Below are 14628 nucleotides of genomic sequence, written 5' to 3' on the forward strand. Positions count from 1 at the left end.
CTTATTTAGCAGTTGAGGCAGCTGCGGCGGCGCTGGCGCCGGTGCTTGCAGCAGCCGGTGCAGCAGCTGGTGCGGCAGCAGCAGTCGGATTCCATGGCGACGGTTTAACTACAGCGCCCGGTTTGACTTTTTGCAAACCATCGACGATCACTTTATCGCCGCTCTTCAAACCATCGGTGACGATCCATTTATCACCCTGTGCCGTATCGGCTTTTACCGGCCGTACTGCCACCTTGTTGTCGGCGCCGATCACAAACACCGAGGAACCGTTAAGGTCGCGCTGGACTGCTTGTTGCGGTACTGTCAGGGCAGAGTCGTTCACTGCTTGCTCCAGCTTGGCGCGTACATACATGCCGGGCAACAGGCTGTGGTCAGGATTAGGAAACTCGGCGCGCAAGGTGACCGAACCAGTGGTCGGGTCGACCGTCAAATCGGAAAACAGCAATTTCCCCGATTGCGGATAAGTGCTGCCATCTTCAGTCTTCAGTGTCACCTTAGCCTGGCTTTGACCGGCGCTTTGCAACTGGCCGCTCTTCATTGCTTGCTGCAATTTGAGAATGTCAGTGCTGGACTGGGTCAGGTTGACGTAGATCGGATCGATTTGCTGCACGGTGGCCAGCTGGGTTGCTTCGCCTTGTCCAACCAGTGCACCCTCAGTAACCAGGGCCTTGCCGATACGGCCGGAAATCGGCGAGGTTACAGTGGCATAGCCCAGATTGAGGCTGGCGGTCTGACGTGCGGCTTTGGCGGACGCCACATCAGCGGCAGCTTGCTTTTGCGCTGCAACAGTGTCGTCGTACTCTTGCTTGCTGACTGCATTGACATCCACCAACGGTTTATAACGCTGTGCTTTCAGGGTTGCAGTCGTCAGATTTGCTTCGGCTCTGGCCAGCGTCGCCTGCGCGCTCTCGTACGCCGCTTGCATTGGCGCCGGGTCGATGCGGTACAGGACTTCGCCAGACTTGACGTCGCTGCCTTCGCGGAAGCTGCGTTTGAGTATGATGCCGGCGGTACGCGCGCGAATTTCGGCGATGCGTGTCGCTTCCAGGCGACCCGGTAGTTCAGTTGTGAGAGCCAGGCGTTCTGGCGCAACAGTGATGAAGGAAACACCTGGTGGCGGAGGCGCGCCCTGGGCATCTGGCTTTTTGCCACAGGCAGCGACAGCGGACAATACCGCGATAGCCAGGGTGATACGCGTGAGACGATTGATGGAGCTAACTGAATTCATAAAATTCTCGCACGGTAATTGAAGAAAGTCTGAGGAAAGACTGCAAATCTGACAGGTAACTCTGCTTCTGGAATTGACATAGGATATATAAGTAATTGCTTTGTTGCACCGGATGCGTTGCCAGAAAGCGGGTGGAACAGCCGGAATGCTGCTATTATACATACATGCATGAATGTATGTGCTTTGCATATGTTGCGCTTTGTTGCTGTTTGATTATTTATTTAATTATTTGCTGCAAATGCACAACGACCATGCACAGCACCGTATCAGTTTGGAGGTCAGCTCAAAATGGCTAGAAGTACAAAAGAAGAAGCACTGGAAACCCGTGGCCGCATCCTTGATGCCGCCGCGGAGGTGTTTCACCAGAACGGCGTATCGCGTACCACGCTGGCCGATGTTGCCGCTGCCGCCGACGTTACGCGCGGCGCTATCTATTGGCACTTCAAGAACAAGAGCGATTTATTCGATGCCATGTGCGAGCGGGTGCGCTTGCCGATGGAAGCGATGATTGAAAAAACCGCCGACGAAAATGCACACGATCCCTTAAACCAGTTTCGCAACAGATGTTTGTTTGCCTTGCAGGAAGCGACGCTGAATTCACAGTCGCGCAAGGTGTTTGAAATCGTTTTGCACAAGTGTGAACTGGTTGATCCGGAAGATCCAATTTTTATCCGCCAGCACGAATGTTTTTTACAGGGCCGTACTGATATAGAACGCTTGTTGCGATTTGCAGTTGCGAAAGGGCAGTTGCCGCGCGAACTGGATCCGGTCCTGGCCGCGGTCATGGTGCAGGGACTGCTGGTCGGCATACTGAGCAACTGGACCTTCAGTCCACACAGCTTCGATCTCGCGGGAAATGTCTCGAAAGTGGTCGATAACTGCATCCACATGTTCAAGACTTCGCCGTATTTGCTTAAAAATAACGAAACCTGAATAACGAAGCTTGGCTCAATAGACTGCCGGCACCAGCAAGCCATTGACTTGCTGCAGGTCTTCTTCTTTCAATGTCCCCACTGCGGACTTGAGTTTCAGGCCATTCATCAGCGTGTCGTAACGCGCCTTTGCCAAATCCCTGCGGGTGGAATACAGCTGCTGTTGCGCGTTCAGCACGTCGATATTGATGCGCACGCCAACCTGATAGCCAAGGCGATTGGAATCCAGCGATGACTGGCTGGAAATCTCGGCAGCCTCAAACGCCTTGATCTGCGCCAATCCGCTATTGACGCCGAGATAGGCCTGGCGCGCATTCAGCGCTGCAGTCCTGCGCGCATTTTCAAGATCGGAACGTGCTTTATCTTCCAATGCCACTGCCTGGCGCACGCTGCTGTTGACTGCGCCGCCGGCATACAACGGAATGGTCCATTGCACGCCGATCGAGTTGGACATTTGCGAGATATTGTAAAAAGGAATAGGACTGCCGCTGACATCCGAATGCGCGCGGCTGGCCACCAGATCGACCGTAGGCAGATGGCCGGAACGGCTCTTCTTGATCTCATGCTTCGCGATATCCACCGCTATTCCCTGGCCGATCACACCGAAATTCTGTTGTTCAGCGCTGCTAACCCAGCTTTCAATCGCAGCCGGCTGCGGCGCGCTGAGCTGGACGCCGGGGCGCAAGGTCGCCAGCGGCGCCGGCGGCTTGCCGATAATCTGCTGCAGCACATTGCGGGCGACTTCCAGGTTGTTCCGGGCCGCGATTTCCTGCGCGACCACCAGGTCGTAGCTGGCTTGCGCCTCGTTGGTGTCGGTAATGGTCGCGGTGCCGACGTCGAAATTACGTTTGGCGGAAGCCAGTTGCTCGGCAATCGCACTTTCCTGGGCCTGCAGGGATGCCAAAACGTCCTGCGCCGTCAAGATATCAAAATAGGCCTGGCTGACGCGCAATATCAAATCCTGTTGAGCCTGGGCAAACCTGACTTCACCGGCGGCCACCGATAATTTGCCTTCCTGGTACTGCTGCCAATAAGCCGGACGAAACAGCGGCTGGGTCAGCTGCAGGCTGTAGTTGTTGGTGATGGTGCTCCAGGATTCTCCGGCGCGGTTGTAATTGCCACCGAAGCCGACCGTCGGCAACAGGCTGGCGCGGCCTTGTACGCCAGCTTCGTTGTTGGCGCTCAGTTCATAGCGTGCGCTGGTATACACGGGATCGTTGGCCAGCGCTTGCTGAAAGGTCTGGACCAGATCGACTGCGTGCGCATTCACGGCCAGCAATGCACTGGCGACCAACGAAACCATCAGGGTATTGCGCATTACATTCTCCGGAGCAGTGCGGCAGGTCGGTGCATTTATCTAAATAGCGATATCGGGATGTCTAGTAGGTCGGCATGCCTGGATCGACCTGCTGCGCCCAGGCATGGACGCCGCCGGTCAGGTTGCTGACGGCAGAAAACCCCTGACGCTCGAGAAATGCCGCGACCTGCATGCTGCGCGCACCGTGATGGCAGATGCAGACGATTGCCTGATCTTCTTCCAGGTCGTTCAAATGCGCGGGCACGGTTTGCATCGGCATCAGCCGTGCTGCATCTATATGGCAAGTCTCGTATTCCCAAGGTTCGCGCACGTCCAGCAACAACGGCGTCGGACGTTGCGGATCGGCGATCCAGGCGGCCAGCTCTGAGGCAGTGAGATGTTGCATAGATTGGCTTAGAACTTGAAGTTGGAGTGAACAGCGGCGTCACGCAACGGCTTGACATCGGTTTCAAACAGTTGACGGGTGCTGTAGCTATTGTCCGAAGTACGGGTAATGATTTGTGCAGTCATCACCGGTGCGTCGCCGAGGATTGCCACAATCCGGCCGCCGACATTGAGCTGCTTCAGGAAAGCGTCCGGCAGCGTGGAGAGCGAACCGGAGATCACGATCACGTCGTAGGTTTTGGTTTCGCTTTGGTCCCAACCCTGGGCGCCGCTGCCAAGTGCAACCTCGACATTGGTGATGCCGTACGCAGCCAGGTTCTTTGCTGCCAAGGTTTTCAGCTCGGGATCGATTTCAACCGTCGTAACATGGCGCGCCTTGTAGCACAGCAACGCGGCCATGTAACCGGAGCCAGAGCCGATTTCCAGCACTTGCTCATGTTTCTTTACGGCAGCTTCTTGCAACAGGCGTGCTTCAACCTTAGGCGCCAGCATGCTTTCGCCGCCTGGCAACGGGATCTCAGTGTCGGAAAATGCCAGGCTCTTGTAGGCGGCAGGGACGAATTCTTCGCGCCGTACTACCGTCAGCAGTTCCAGGACGTCCAGGTCCAGCACATTCCAAGGGCGAATTTGCTGTTCGATCATGTTGAAGCGGGCTTGTTCGATATTCATGGTTAAGGCTCGGTAGTGAAAATAAAGGGCTCATTCTATCAAAGGCCACCCTCAAAAACCTATTGCGCGGTACGGCAAATACAGCAATCCCAGGCTATGCCGCCGGCGATTGTTGTTAATACGGGCTTTCAAGACGGATCTCAAAGCCAGTCTTAAGACAGCTGCTGCCCGTCCTCATCGACATCGGTTACAACGGTATTGCCTCGCCACTTGCGTTTGACCCAACTGCCGAAATCATCCAGATAGGTATACATCACCGGCACCACCACCAGCGTCAATAGTGACGAAGTGATAATCCCGCCGATGACAGCCTGTCCCATTGGCGCGCGCTGTTCGGAGCCTTCGGCCACGCCAAAGGCCAGCGGCACCATGCCGAACACCATCGCCAGCGTCGTCATCAGGATAGGGCGCAGGCGCACGTGCGCCGCCTCCAGCAGGGCGGCACCGCGTTCGGCGCCGGCTTTACGCGCCTGGTTGGCGAAATCGACCAGCAAAATCGCATTCTTGGTCACCAGGCCCATCAGCATGATGAAGCCGATGATGGAAAACATGTTCAGGGTGGAGCGGAAAATCATCAACGCCAGGAACACGCCGATCAAGGTCAGCGGCAGCGCCGACATGATCGCCAGCGGTTGCAAGAAGCTGGCAAATTGCGAAGCCAGGATCATGTAAATGAAAATGATCGCCAGCCCCAAGGCGGCCAACGCGTAGTTAAACGATTCCTGCATGCTCTTGGTGGTGCCTCCCACCTGATAACGATAGCCGGCGGGCCAGTGCATGCCGTCGAGCGCCGTTTTGACGTCGGCATTGACCTGGCCGGCGGAACGGCCGACCGCGTCGGCAGACAACTCGATCTCGCGATTCAGGTCGCGCCGGTTGATCTGGTTGGCGCCGGTGGATGCGGCGATGTCGGCAACCTGGCGCAACGGCACCATCTTGGCCGAGCCGTCGCTGTTGAGCTGGGTGCTGGCTAGCATCAGGCGCGATAAATCTTCGCTGGCATTACGGTCGGACGGCGCCAGGCGCACGTTGACATCGTAATTTTCATCGTCCGGGCCGCGCCAGCTGCTGACCGCTTCACCGGCCAGCAGGGGGCGCAAGGCGTTGCCGATTTGCGCCACGCCGATACCGAGGTCGGCGCCGATATCGCGTTTCGGCGTCACCGCGATGTTGGGTTTGTTGTCTTTCAGGCTGGAGTCGAGATCCACCAGGCCAGGCACCGCTCGCATGCGGCGCTGCGCTTCGGCCGACAAGCGTTCCAGTTCTTTCAGGTCGTGGCCGAGCAGGCTCAGCCGTATCTGCTTGCTATCGCCGCCAACCGCCGCCAGCGATCCAACCTGGGTCACGGTGATGCCTGCCACCTGTGACAGGCGCTGGCGCAGCAACGGCGTCAATTCGGCATTGCTGCGTTTGCGCTGCTGGCGCGGGGTCAGGCGGATAAAGATGGAAGCGTAATTTTTACCCTGCGATGCGCCGGTATTGACGGTGCTGTAGATATCCTGCACTTCGGGGAATTCGCGCAGTATGCTTTCGACCTGATGGACCTTGGTTTCAGTCAGCTCCAGTGAAGAGCCGACCGGCGTATAGAATGTGACGCCGCTTTCGGAGTAATCGGCATTCGGAATAAACTCCGTGCCGACCAGTCCGGCCGCCGGCAGCGCCAGGCCGGCGACGAAAGCCAGTATGGCAATTCCTACCGTCATTTTACGATGTCCGAGAGACCATTTGAGCAGCACCTGGTAACCGTCCGACAACCATTGCACCAGGCGCTCGAACACTTCCAGCACACGGCCGATGGTGTTGGCGTAGACGCCACGGCGTTGCTTGTGGCCGGCGGCATCGGTATGCAGTGCCGGATCGGGCCAGATGGAAGACAGCATCGGATCCAGCGTGAACGAAACAAACATGGAGATCAATACCGCCGCCGTCACCGTGATGCCGAACTGGTGGAAGAAGCGTCCAATGATGCCGCCCATGAAGCCGACCGGCAAGAACACGGCGACGATGGAAAAGGTGGTGGCCAATACCGCCAGGCCGATTTCGGCGGTGCCGTCGAGCGCCGCCAGTTTGTGGCTCTTGAAGCGGCCGTTAAGTTTCATGCCGGCATGGCGCACGATATTTTCACGCACCACGATAGCGTCGTCGATCAGCAAGCCGACGCACAGCGACAACGCCATCAGCGTAATCATGTTGATGGTGAAGCCGAACATGTTCATGAACAGGAACGTGCCGATCAACGCCACTGGCAAGGTCAGCCCGGTGATGATGGTCGAGCGCCAGGAATTGAGGAACAGGAATACGATCAGGATCGTCAGTGCAGCGCCTTCCAGCAAGGTTTGCCGGACATTGTGGACGCCGACCCGGATTTGCCGCGAGCCATCCTGGATGGCCTGGATCTTGACGCCGGGATGCAGGGTCTGCATGGTAGTTTGCAGCTCTTGCATGGCCTGCATCAAGCCATCCGCCACTTCGATCGTGTTTTGTCCTTGTGCCTTCAGGATATCCAGCGCCAGAGTGCGCTGGCCGTTGTAGAGCGCCAGGTTCTCCTGCTCTTCCTGGCCATCGACCACGGTGGCGATTTGCGACAGCTTGACACTCTGGCCGCCGCGTATCGCCACCACGATATCGTTGAAGTGCTGCGGATCCTTGAACTTGCCCAAGACTTGCACCACCTTTTCGCTGTCGGTGCTGCGGATCGCACCGGTCGGCAGTTCTTGATTTTCATTTCGAATTGCATCTTCGACTTGGTTGATGCCAATCCCCAGCGATTCCATCTCCACCGGTTTGACGTAGATATTGATTTGCCGCTTGACTCCGCCCACCAGCGTCACCGAACCGACGCCACGCACATTCTCCAGGCGCTTCTTGACGATTTGATCGGCGATGGTAGTCAGTTCGCGCAAGTCGCGCGGCTTGGCTTTGGGATCATTGGTGACGGAGATCGAAAAGATCGGCGCATCGGCCGGATCGTAGCGCGTGATCAGCGGTTCCTTGATCTCCTTGCGAAAGGCGGCTTTGACCGCCGCCACTTTTTCCCGCACATCCTGCGCACCTTGGGTCGGATCGACATTCAGGTTGAATTGAACGATGACCACCGACTGCCCTTCATACGAGCGCGATGTCAGGGTATCGATGCCATTGATGGTGTTGACCGCTTCTTCAATCGGGCGGCTGACATCCGATTCCACCGTTTCCGGCGAGGCGCCGGGATACAAGGTTTGCACCACCACCACCGGGAACGTGATGTCTGGAAACTGGTCCACCCGTAACCGGTCGTAGGAAAACAGCCCCAGCACCACAAAGGCCATCATCATCATGGTGGCCAGTACCGGATTGCCAATGCTGATGCGCGTGAACCACATGGCTTAGCCCTGGCTGCCGGCGGGTTTGGCGGCAAGTACCTTGACGCTGGCGCCGTCCGGCAGATTACCGAGATTCACCTTGACGATGCGGGCGCCGTTGCTGACGCCGCTCAGGATTTCCACTGCATTGCTGCTATCGCCGTCGCTGCCGCGCAACCCCAAAGTGACGCTGCGGCGCTGCACCTTGCCGTTTTCTATGAGATATACGTAGTGGTCGCTGGCGTCGCTCTGGATTGCCGATTGCGGCGCAGTCAGCACGCCGTTTTTCCGCGACAGGGTTAGCTGCGCTTCGCCAAACATGCCAGCCCGTAGCAAGCCCTGCGGATTGTCGATCTGGATATACACCATGATCGAGCGCGAACCGGTTTCAATCGATGGATTGATGCGGACCACCTTGCCGACCACCGGGGCGGGTAAACCGCCCAGCGTCAACCGGACTTCCTGGCCCAGAGCCACGCTCAGGATGTTCGAGGTCGGTACCGCGGCCGCCATTTCCATTTGCCGCAAATCGACGATTTCCAGCAGGTTATTGTCGGGCGATACCTTCTCTCCAGGTTCCACCGAACGGCGGCTGATCAAGCCGCTGATCGGTGCCCGGATAACCGTATCCGACAACGCCTTGCGCGCTACATCCAGTGCACCGTTGGCGGAGTCGACGTTTGCTTTAGCGATGTCATACTGGCTGGCGGCGTTGTCGAAGGCATTTTTCGAAATGAAGCCTTTTTCCACCAGAACCTTGTTGTTGGCGCGGGTCTTGCTGGCGATATCGAGCTGGCCCTGCGCTGCTACTTGCGATCCCAGCGCCTGATTGACGCGTGCCTGATATTCGCTGGTGTCCATCTTGACGATGACCTGGCCGCTGCTGACGCTTGCACCTTCCCTTACCAGTACTTCCCGTACTTCACCGCTGACCCTGGCTTTGACCTGGGCCTGATTGACCGCGCGCAGGGCACCCGAAAGCGTCAAGATCTCGCGCAGATCGTGTGGCGCCACCTGCATCACATCGCTCGCCAGGAATTCCAGGCTGGGGGGCGCGGTTTTTTGCGGCGCCGGCAGTGGCGGCTTGCGTTGCGCCAGGAAAGCGGCACCCAGCACTGCTGCAATACCGACAACAGCGATGGCGATCCAGAGTTTATGTCGTCTCTGCGTAGTCATCGAGCAGCTGGAACAGATGTTGGCTGGGTTGGTTGCCGGGTTGGCTGGCTCAGCAAGCCATGCAGGCAGAGGTCGATAAAACTGCTCAGATAAGTTTCCGGGTTGACCGCTTCGACGTGGCAGGGGTTGAGAGGTTGCTGCCACATCATCAGCATGATCACCGGTGCGACCAGTACATTGGCGGTCTGGTGGACGTCGATCGCACGAAATTCGCCGCGCTCGATGCCACGCTGTAGCAGGCGCACCAGCATGGCGTCGCCGCGCATGCTGATTTCTTCGCGATGGAAGGCTGCCAGTTCGGGGAAATTGCCCGATTCGGCCATCATCAGTTTGGTAATCCCGGTCAGTTTGGTGGCGCCGATACGCTCCCACCAGACCAGGATGATGTGGCGGAACAGATCGGCACTGGAGCCGTCGTAGCTGCCGATGATGTCGTCGGCTTCATCTAGCAGCGGCAGCATGTTTTCACGCACCACCGCCTTGAACAATTCTTCCTTGTTCTCAAAGTACAGGTACAGCGTTCCTTTGGAGACGCCAGCCCGGGCCGCAACGTCGCCCAATCGGGTGGCGGCAAATCCGCGTTCGACAAATAAATCCAGCGCGGCCGCCAGCAATTCCTGCGGACGGGCTTCTTTGCGTCGAGCCCAACGGGGTTTGGAGCTGAAAGGGCAATTCATGAATGCTTGGGCTGTCTACCAGGTTGGTTATTAACTGACTTTGGAGTCAGTAATGTAAGCGGCAACCGTGGGGGTGTCAAGAAAGCCGGTTGAACGGGCTTGGACTTGAGGGTAGCGGAGGTGATTGCAAGTAGAATCTGGCCTTCGGTTCAATTTGCAGTGCCATAGATCGTAAAATGTTTTCAAAATACACACTAATTATCGAGGTTACGGCGTGAGTGCAGATGTGAGCGAAGCTGGCATTTCTTGTCGCCCCGATTGCGGCGCCTGTTGCACCGCGCCGTCGATCTCGTCGCCGATTCCTGGCATGCCCGACGGCAAGCCGGCTGGCGTCCGTTGTATCCAGCTGGACCAGGCCAATCTCTGCCGGATTTTCGGCAGTCCCGATCGTCCCGCCGTTTGCGCCAGCCTGCAGCCCGCATTGGATATGTGCGGCAATTCCCAAGCGCATGCGATGCATTACTTGGCAACGCTGGAACGATTGACCGCTGTGTAGGGTCAGTCTGATGATCGGCAAAAAAAGGAAAAATTCGAATGCAATCTAAAAACTTTACTTCCAGCAAGGTCATGCCGGCGTTGTTGGCGCTAATCGTTACGCTGCTCTTATCGTCATGTGCCGCCCTTATCGGACCGCGCGATGTCGAATTTCCGTTGACTAAATTGCAGCAATCAGTCGACAAGCACTTGCCGTTTTCGCAACGTTACCTGGGCCTGTTCGAGATTACCGCCAACAAGGCCCAGCTGAGCTTGCCGCCTGAGCAGAATCGCTTGTCGATGGTCACAGACGTGACTCTCACCATGCCCTTGCTAGGGAAATCATGGAGCGGCAAGATGGCGGTCTCGGGCGTACTGACCCTGGATAATCCGCACAGCGCCGTGACGCTGCAGGAGCCCAAGCTGGACAGCCTGGTGCTGGACGGCCTCGACAATACCTACGCCGCACAAGTAACGCAGATAGGTAATTTGCTGGCGCATCAGTTGCTGGCCAACGTCCCGTTGTATACCTTCAAGCCGGAAGATTTACGTTATGCCGGCGTCGCTTTCATGCCGACAAGAATCGGCACCAGGCCCGAAAACCTGGTGGTTACCTTTGAACCGGTAAAATAGCGGGCTGTTTTTAAGAAATATCCAGCAACTTTACAATGGCCGGGGCGGTATCATTCGGCCCGGAGCCTGATTTCCTTTCACTTTTTTACTCCCACACTACATGGATATTGTTCTCGCGTTAAAAGTGCTCATCATGGGCCTGGTCGAAGGTTTCACCGAGTTTTTGCCTATCTCGTCGACCGGTCACCTGATTCTGGCCGGCAGCTTGCTGGACTTTACTGCCGACATTACGCGTGAAAAAGCCGAAGTGTTCGAGATCGCCATCCAGGCCGGCGCGATTTTCGCCGTGTGCTGGGAATACCGGGCCCGTATCGCCGCGGTCTTGCGCGGCCTGCCTAACGATGTCAAGGCGCGCAAACTGGTTATCAACCTGATCATCGCTTTTATCCCGGCAGCGATACTGGGGCTGTTGTTCAGCAAGATGATCAAGGAAAAACTGTTCGCACCTTTGCCGGTGGCGATCGCACTGATTGTCGGCGGCTTTGTGATCCTCTGGGTTGAGCGCCGTAACAAGAACGGTGATCGGGTTGCCAGGGTCGAATCTGTGGACGACATGAGCGCGCTGGATGCGCTGAAGATCGGCATTGCCCAGGCGTTCGCGCTGATTCCCGGCACCAGCCGTTCGGGCGCAACGATTATCGGCGGCATGATGTTCGGCCTGTCACGCAAGGCGGCTACCGAGTTTTCATTTTTCCTGGCAATTCCTACCCTGTTTGCCGCCACCATTTATTCCCTATATAAAGATCGCGCGCTATTGTCGGCGGCCGATATCCCGCTGTTCTCGATCGGCACTGCAGCGGCGTTTGTCTCGGCGTTCCTGTGCGTGCGCTGGTTGTTGCGTTATATCAGCAGCCATGATTTCACCGTGTTTGCGTGGTACCGGATTGTGTTTGGCCTGGTGGTGATTGTTACCGGATATACCGGTTGGGTAAGCTGGACGCATTGAGCGCGCATCCTGGCTGTAGAAAAAGAGTCATCGTTTTTTTGAAATTTGTAATTATTCAATCCTGAACTGGAGATTGCTGTGGCAAGTGTATGTTCCGCTGGTACCGATATCGGGTTTGCATCGCTAGACTATTTACAGGTAGCGATTCTGGGCGTGATTCAGGGGATCTCTGAGTTATTGCCGATTTCTTCCACCGCGCATATGCGTATCGTTCCAGCCATACTCGGCTGGCACGATCCCGGCTCCGCTTTTTCTGCAGCGATGCAACTGGCGGCGCTGGCGGCCGTGGTCAGTTATTTCTGGCGCGATATACGCGAAGTCACTGTCGGCAGCATCACGGCGGTACGTGAACGCAATTTCAGCAGTCCGTCATTCCGTCTCGGTGTGGCTATCATCGTGGCGACGATCCCGATCGGGATTGCAGGACTGTCCCTGTCGCATGTGTTGAACGCCTGCGGCTCGCCGTTGCGCAGCCTGAGTGTGATCGGCTATGCCTGTATCGCCATGGGCGTGCTGCTGGCGCTCGCAGAACTCAGTTGCCGTCATCGCCGCACTGTTGGCGAGATGCGTATGCGCGATGCCGTAATCGTCGGCCTGGCGCAGGTTGGTGCGCTGATTCCTGGCGTGTCGCGTTCCGGTTCGACGCTGACTGCCGCCTTGTTCCTTAATTTCAAGCGTGAAGAAGCAGCGCGCTTCTCCTTCCTGCTCGGTTTGCCTGCGATTGCGCTGGCCGGGTTGAAAGAGTTGCTGGTGCTGTTCCATTTGCATATGCCGCTGGAGACCTGGATGTTGCTGATCTTCGGCCTGGTGATCGCCAGCATTTCGGCTTTTGGTGCGATCTGGGGTTTGATGAAATTCCTGGAGAAGTTCTCAACCTGGCCGTTCATCGTCTATCGCATCGCTTTGGGAGTATTTCTCCTGATCGGTGTTCATAACGGCTTCCTCAGCTAAGACAATAAGACAAGATTTCTCAATCAAGTAATTAATTAATGCCACATTCGCCAGATTCAGCAGAAGCATCCGCCAGTTCCGACCCGCAAGCACTTCATATACTGCAAACGGTATTCGGCTATCCATCTTTTCGTGGCCAACAGGCTGAGATTGTCAGTCATGTGGCTAATGGTGGTGATGCGCTGGTGCTGATGCCGACCGGTGGCGGCAAGTCGCTGTGTTACCAGATTCCGGCATTGTTGCGGGATGGGGTCGGAGTGGTGGTGTCGCCGCTGATCGCGTTGATGCAAGACCAGGTTGATGCGCTGGCGGAAGTCGGCGTGCGCGCCGCTTTCCTGAATTCCACGCAAACCTACGAAGAAGCATCGCAGATCGAGCGCCGCGTGCGCAGTGGCGATCTCGATCTGGTGTATGTGGCGCCGGAACGTTTGCTGACGCCGCGTTGCCTGGATTTGCTGGAATCTTCCAAGATTGCCTTGTTTGCGATTGATGAAGCGCATTGCGTATCGCAATGGGGGCATGATTTCCGGCCCGAATATATCAAGCTGTCGATCCTGCACGAACGTTTTCCAGACGTGCCGCGGATTGCGCTGACAGCCACTGCCGACCAGCAGACCCGCGAAGAAATTGCGCTACGCCTGCAACTTGAGCAGGGCGCACGTTTCGTTTCCTCCTTCGATCGTCCCAACATTCGTTATCAGATTGTTGAAAAAGCCAACGGCCGCAAGCAGCTGCTCGATTTTATTCAAAGCGAACATGGCGGCGATGCCGGCATCGTGTATTGCCTGTCGCGCAAGAAGGTTGAGGAAACCGCTGAATTCCTGGGGCAGCAGGGGATCCAGGCCTTGCCCTATCACGCCGGCATGGATTACGCGCAACGGACCAAGAATCAAGGGCGCTTCCTGCGTGAAGACGGCATCGTGATGGTGGCCACCATCGCCTTCGGCATGGGGATCGATAAACCGGATGTACGGTTCGTCGCGCATCTGGATTTACCCAAGAGTATTGAAGGTTATTACCAGGAAACCGGCCGCGCCGGCCGCGATGGCGGCCCCGCTAATGCCTGGATGGCGTACGGTTTGCAAGACGTGGTGCAGCAACGGCGCATGATCGACGAGTCGGAAGCCGGCGAGGTCTTCAAGCGGGTGCTGGGCGTCAAGCTGGATGCCATGCTGGGGTTGTGTGAAACCCTGCATTGCCGCCGCGTGCGCTTGCTGGATTATTTCGGCCAGGGCTCGGAGCGTTGCGGCAATTGCGACACCTGCATGAGCCCGCCGGTGTCATTCGATGCGACGGTGGTGGTGCAAAAGCTGCTGTCGACGATTTACCGGGTCGACCAGCGCTTCGGCGCGATGCATGTGATGGATGTCTTGCGCGGCATAGACTCCGACAAGATCAAGCAATGGCGTCACGATCAACTGTCGACGTTTGGCATCGGCAGCGATCGCAGCGAAGCCGAGTGGCGGGCGATCATGCGGCAGTCGATTGCGCTTGGCCTGATCACGGTCGACCACGAGGCATACAGCGCGCTCAAACTGACCGATGCGGCGCGGCCGGTGCTGCGCGGCGAGCAAGCTGTACAGTTGCGGGAATACCAGAAACCGGTCAAGCAGAAACGCAGCAGCAACAAGCCGAAGGGCTATGTCGAAACGGATCTGTCGACGCTGGAACAGGCGATTTTCGAGAAGTTGCGCTGGTGGCGGGTCGAGACTGCGCGCAAACACAACGTGCCCGCTTACGTCATCTTCCACGATGCCACCATGCGTGAAATCGCCAAGGCGCAGCCAGCTTCCCTGGATGACTTGCGCGGTGTCAGCGGTGTCGGTGAGAAGAAGCTGGAAACCTATGGCGCGGAAATTGTGGAGCTGATTGCCGAGTTTGCATGATGCTGCAACTGTA

At 57.0% G+C, this 14628-nt stretch carries 13 protein-coding genes; 6 read left to right on the top strand and 7 right to left on the bottom strand.

All coding sequences use genetic code 11. From position 1 onward, the window contains the following. Position 1: 1 nt before the first annotated feature. Entirely contained in the window at positions 2–1228 is a 1227-nt protein-coding gene (locus BM205_RS11380) for an efflux RND transporter periplasmic adaptor subunit (RefSeq protein WP_092414616.1), read from the bottom strand. Between the two features lie 288 nt (positions 1229–1516). On the opposite strand from BM205_RS11380, the gene BM205_RS11385 reads away from it, so the two are divergent. Beyond that, positions 1517–2161 (top strand): TetR family transcriptional regulator, encoded by a 645-nt coding sequence (locus tag BM205_RS11385; protein WP_092414617.1) that lies wholly within the window; start codon positions 1517–1519, stop codon positions 2159–2161. A gap of 15 nt (positions 2162–2176) precedes the next feature. On the opposite strand, the gene BM205_RS11390 is transcribed toward BM205_RS11385, so the two are convergent. From BM205_RS11390 to BM205_RS11415, 6 genes are all read right to left on the bottom strand, one after another. After that, positions 2177–3478, bottom strand: a complete 1302-nt coding sequence (locus tag BM205_RS11390) for a TolC family outer membrane protein (protein ID WP_092414618.1) — start codon at positions 3476–3478, stop codon at positions 2177–2179. A gap of 61 nt (positions 3479–3539) precedes the next feature. Next, positions 3540–3863, bottom strand: a complete 324-nt coding sequence (locus BM205_RS11395; RefSeq protein ID WP_092414619.1) for a rhodanese-like domain-containing protein — start codon at positions 3861–3863, stop codon at positions 3540–3542. 8 nt (positions 3864–3871) lie between these two features. Beyond that, the gene (locus tag BM205_RS11400; protein ID WP_092414620.1) at positions 3872–4531 is read right to left on the bottom strand and encodes a protein-L-isoaspartate O-methyltransferase family protein; all 660 of its coding nucleotides are present in this window, start codon (positions 4529–4531) and stop codon (positions 3872–3874) included. Between the two features lie 152 nt (positions 4532–4683). Continuing rightward, positions 4684–7893 carry an efflux RND transporter permease subunit gene (locus BM205_RS11405; RefSeq protein WP_092414621.1) on the bottom strand — a complete coding sequence of 1070 codons (3210 nt, stop codon included), beginning with the start codon at positions 7891–7893 and terminating at the stop codon, positions 4684–4686. A gap of 3 nt (positions 7894–7896) precedes the next feature. Next, a complete protein-coding gene (locus tag BM205_RS11410) occupies positions 7897–9048 on the bottom strand; it encodes an efflux RND transporter periplasmic adaptor subunit (RefSeq protein WP_092414622.1) in 1152 nt (383 codons plus the stop codon). Beyond that, positions 9045–9725 carry a TetR/AcrR family transcriptional regulator gene (locus BM205_RS11415; protein WP_092414623.1) on the bottom strand — a complete coding sequence of 227 codons (681 nt, stop codon included), beginning with the start codon at positions 9723–9725 and terminating at the stop codon, positions 9045–9047. The genes BM205_RS11410 and BM205_RS11415 overlap by 4 nt, the downstream gene beginning before the upstream one ends. Before the next feature lie 241 nt (positions 9726–9966). Between BM205_RS11415 and BM205_RS11420 the strand changes: the two genes are divergently transcribed. From BM205_RS11420 to recQ, 5 genes are all read left to right on the top strand, one after another. Then, the gene (locus BM205_RS11420) at positions 9967–10221 is read left to right on the top strand and encodes a YkgJ family cysteine cluster protein (RefSeq protein WP_092414701.1); all 255 of its coding nucleotides are present in this window, start codon (positions 9967–9969) and stop codon (positions 10219–10221) included. A 38-nt stretch (positions 10222–10259) separates the two neighbouring features. Then, the gene (locus BM205_RS11425; RefSeq protein WP_092414624.1) at positions 10260–10832 is read left to right on the top strand and encodes a DUF1439 domain-containing protein; all 573 of its coding nucleotides are present in this window, start codon (positions 10260–10262) and stop codon (positions 10830–10832) included. A 100-nt stretch (positions 10833–10932) separates the two neighbouring features. Further along, positions 10933–11778 (top strand): undecaprenyl-diphosphate phosphatase, encoded by an 846-nt coding sequence (locus tag BM205_RS11430; RefSeq protein ID WP_092414625.1) that lies wholly within the window; start codon positions 10933–10935, stop codon positions 11776–11778. A gap of 78 nt (positions 11779–11856) precedes the next feature. Next, the gene (locus tag BM205_RS11435) at positions 11857–12729 is read left to right on the top strand and encodes an undecaprenyl-diphosphate phosphatase (RefSeq protein WP_092414626.1); all 873 of its coding nucleotides are present in this window, start codon (positions 11857–11859) and stop codon (positions 12727–12729) included. A 38-nt stretch (positions 12730–12767) separates the two neighbouring features. Continuing rightward, complete coding sequence (recQ, locus tag BM205_RS11440) at positions 12768–14615, top strand: DNA helicase RecQ (protein WP_092414627.1); 1848 nt, start codon at positions 12768–12770, stop codon at positions 14613–14615. Positions 14616–14628 lie beyond the last annotated feature (13 nt).

This window comes from Collimonas sp. OK307 (genome assembly GCF_900113705.1).
GTDB lineage: Bacteria > Pseudomonadota > Gammaproteobacteria > Burkholderiales > Burkholderiaceae_D > Collimonas.

What these genes read in the sequence shown, in the direction of transcription:
- BM205_RS11380 (WP_092414616.1), bottom strand. Translation starts at nt 1,228, where the DNA reads ATGAATTCAGTTAGCTCCATCAATCGTCTCACGCGTATCACCCTGGCT.
- BM205_RS11385 (WP_092414617.1), top strand. Translation starts at nt 1,517, where the DNA reads ATGGCTAGAAGTACAAAAGAAGAAGCACTGGAAACCCGTGGCCGCATC.
- BM205_RS11390 (WP_092414618.1), bottom strand. Translation starts at nt 3,478, where the DNA reads ATGCGCAATACCCTGATGGTTTCGTTGGTCGCCAGTGCATTGCTGGCC.
- BM205_RS11395 (WP_092414619.1), bottom strand. Translation starts at nt 3,863, where the DNA reads ATGCAACATCTCACTGCCTCAGAGCTGGCCGCCTGGATCGCCGATCCG.
- BM205_RS11400 (WP_092414620.1), bottom strand. Translation starts at nt 4,531, where the DNA reads ATGAATATCGAACAAGCCCGCTTCAACATGATCGAACAGCAAATTCGC.
- BM205_RS11405 (WP_092414621.1), bottom strand. Translation starts at nt 7,893, where the DNA reads ATGTGGTTCACGCGCATCAGCATTGGCAATCCGGTACTGGCCACCATG.
- BM205_RS11410 (WP_092414622.1), bottom strand. Translation starts at nt 9,048, where the DNA reads ATGACTACGCAGAGACGACATAAACTCTGGATCGCCATCGCTGTTGTC.
- BM205_RS11415 (WP_092414623.1), bottom strand. Translation starts at nt 9,725, where the DNA reads ATGAATTGCCCTTTCAGCTCCAAACCCCGTTGGGCTCGACGCAAAGAA.
- BM205_RS11425 (WP_092414624.1), top strand. Translation starts at nt 10,260, where the DNA reads ATGCAATCTAAAAACTTTACTTCCAGCAAGGTCATGCCGGCGTTGTTG.
- BM205_RS11430 (WP_092414625.1), top strand. Translation starts at nt 10,933, where the DNA reads ATGGATATTGTTCTCGCGTTAAAAGTGCTCATCATGGGCCTGGTCGAA.
- recQ (WP_092414627.1), top strand. Translation starts at nt 12,768, where the DNA reads ATGCCACATTCGCCAGATTCAGCAGAAGCATCCGCCAGTTCCGACCCG.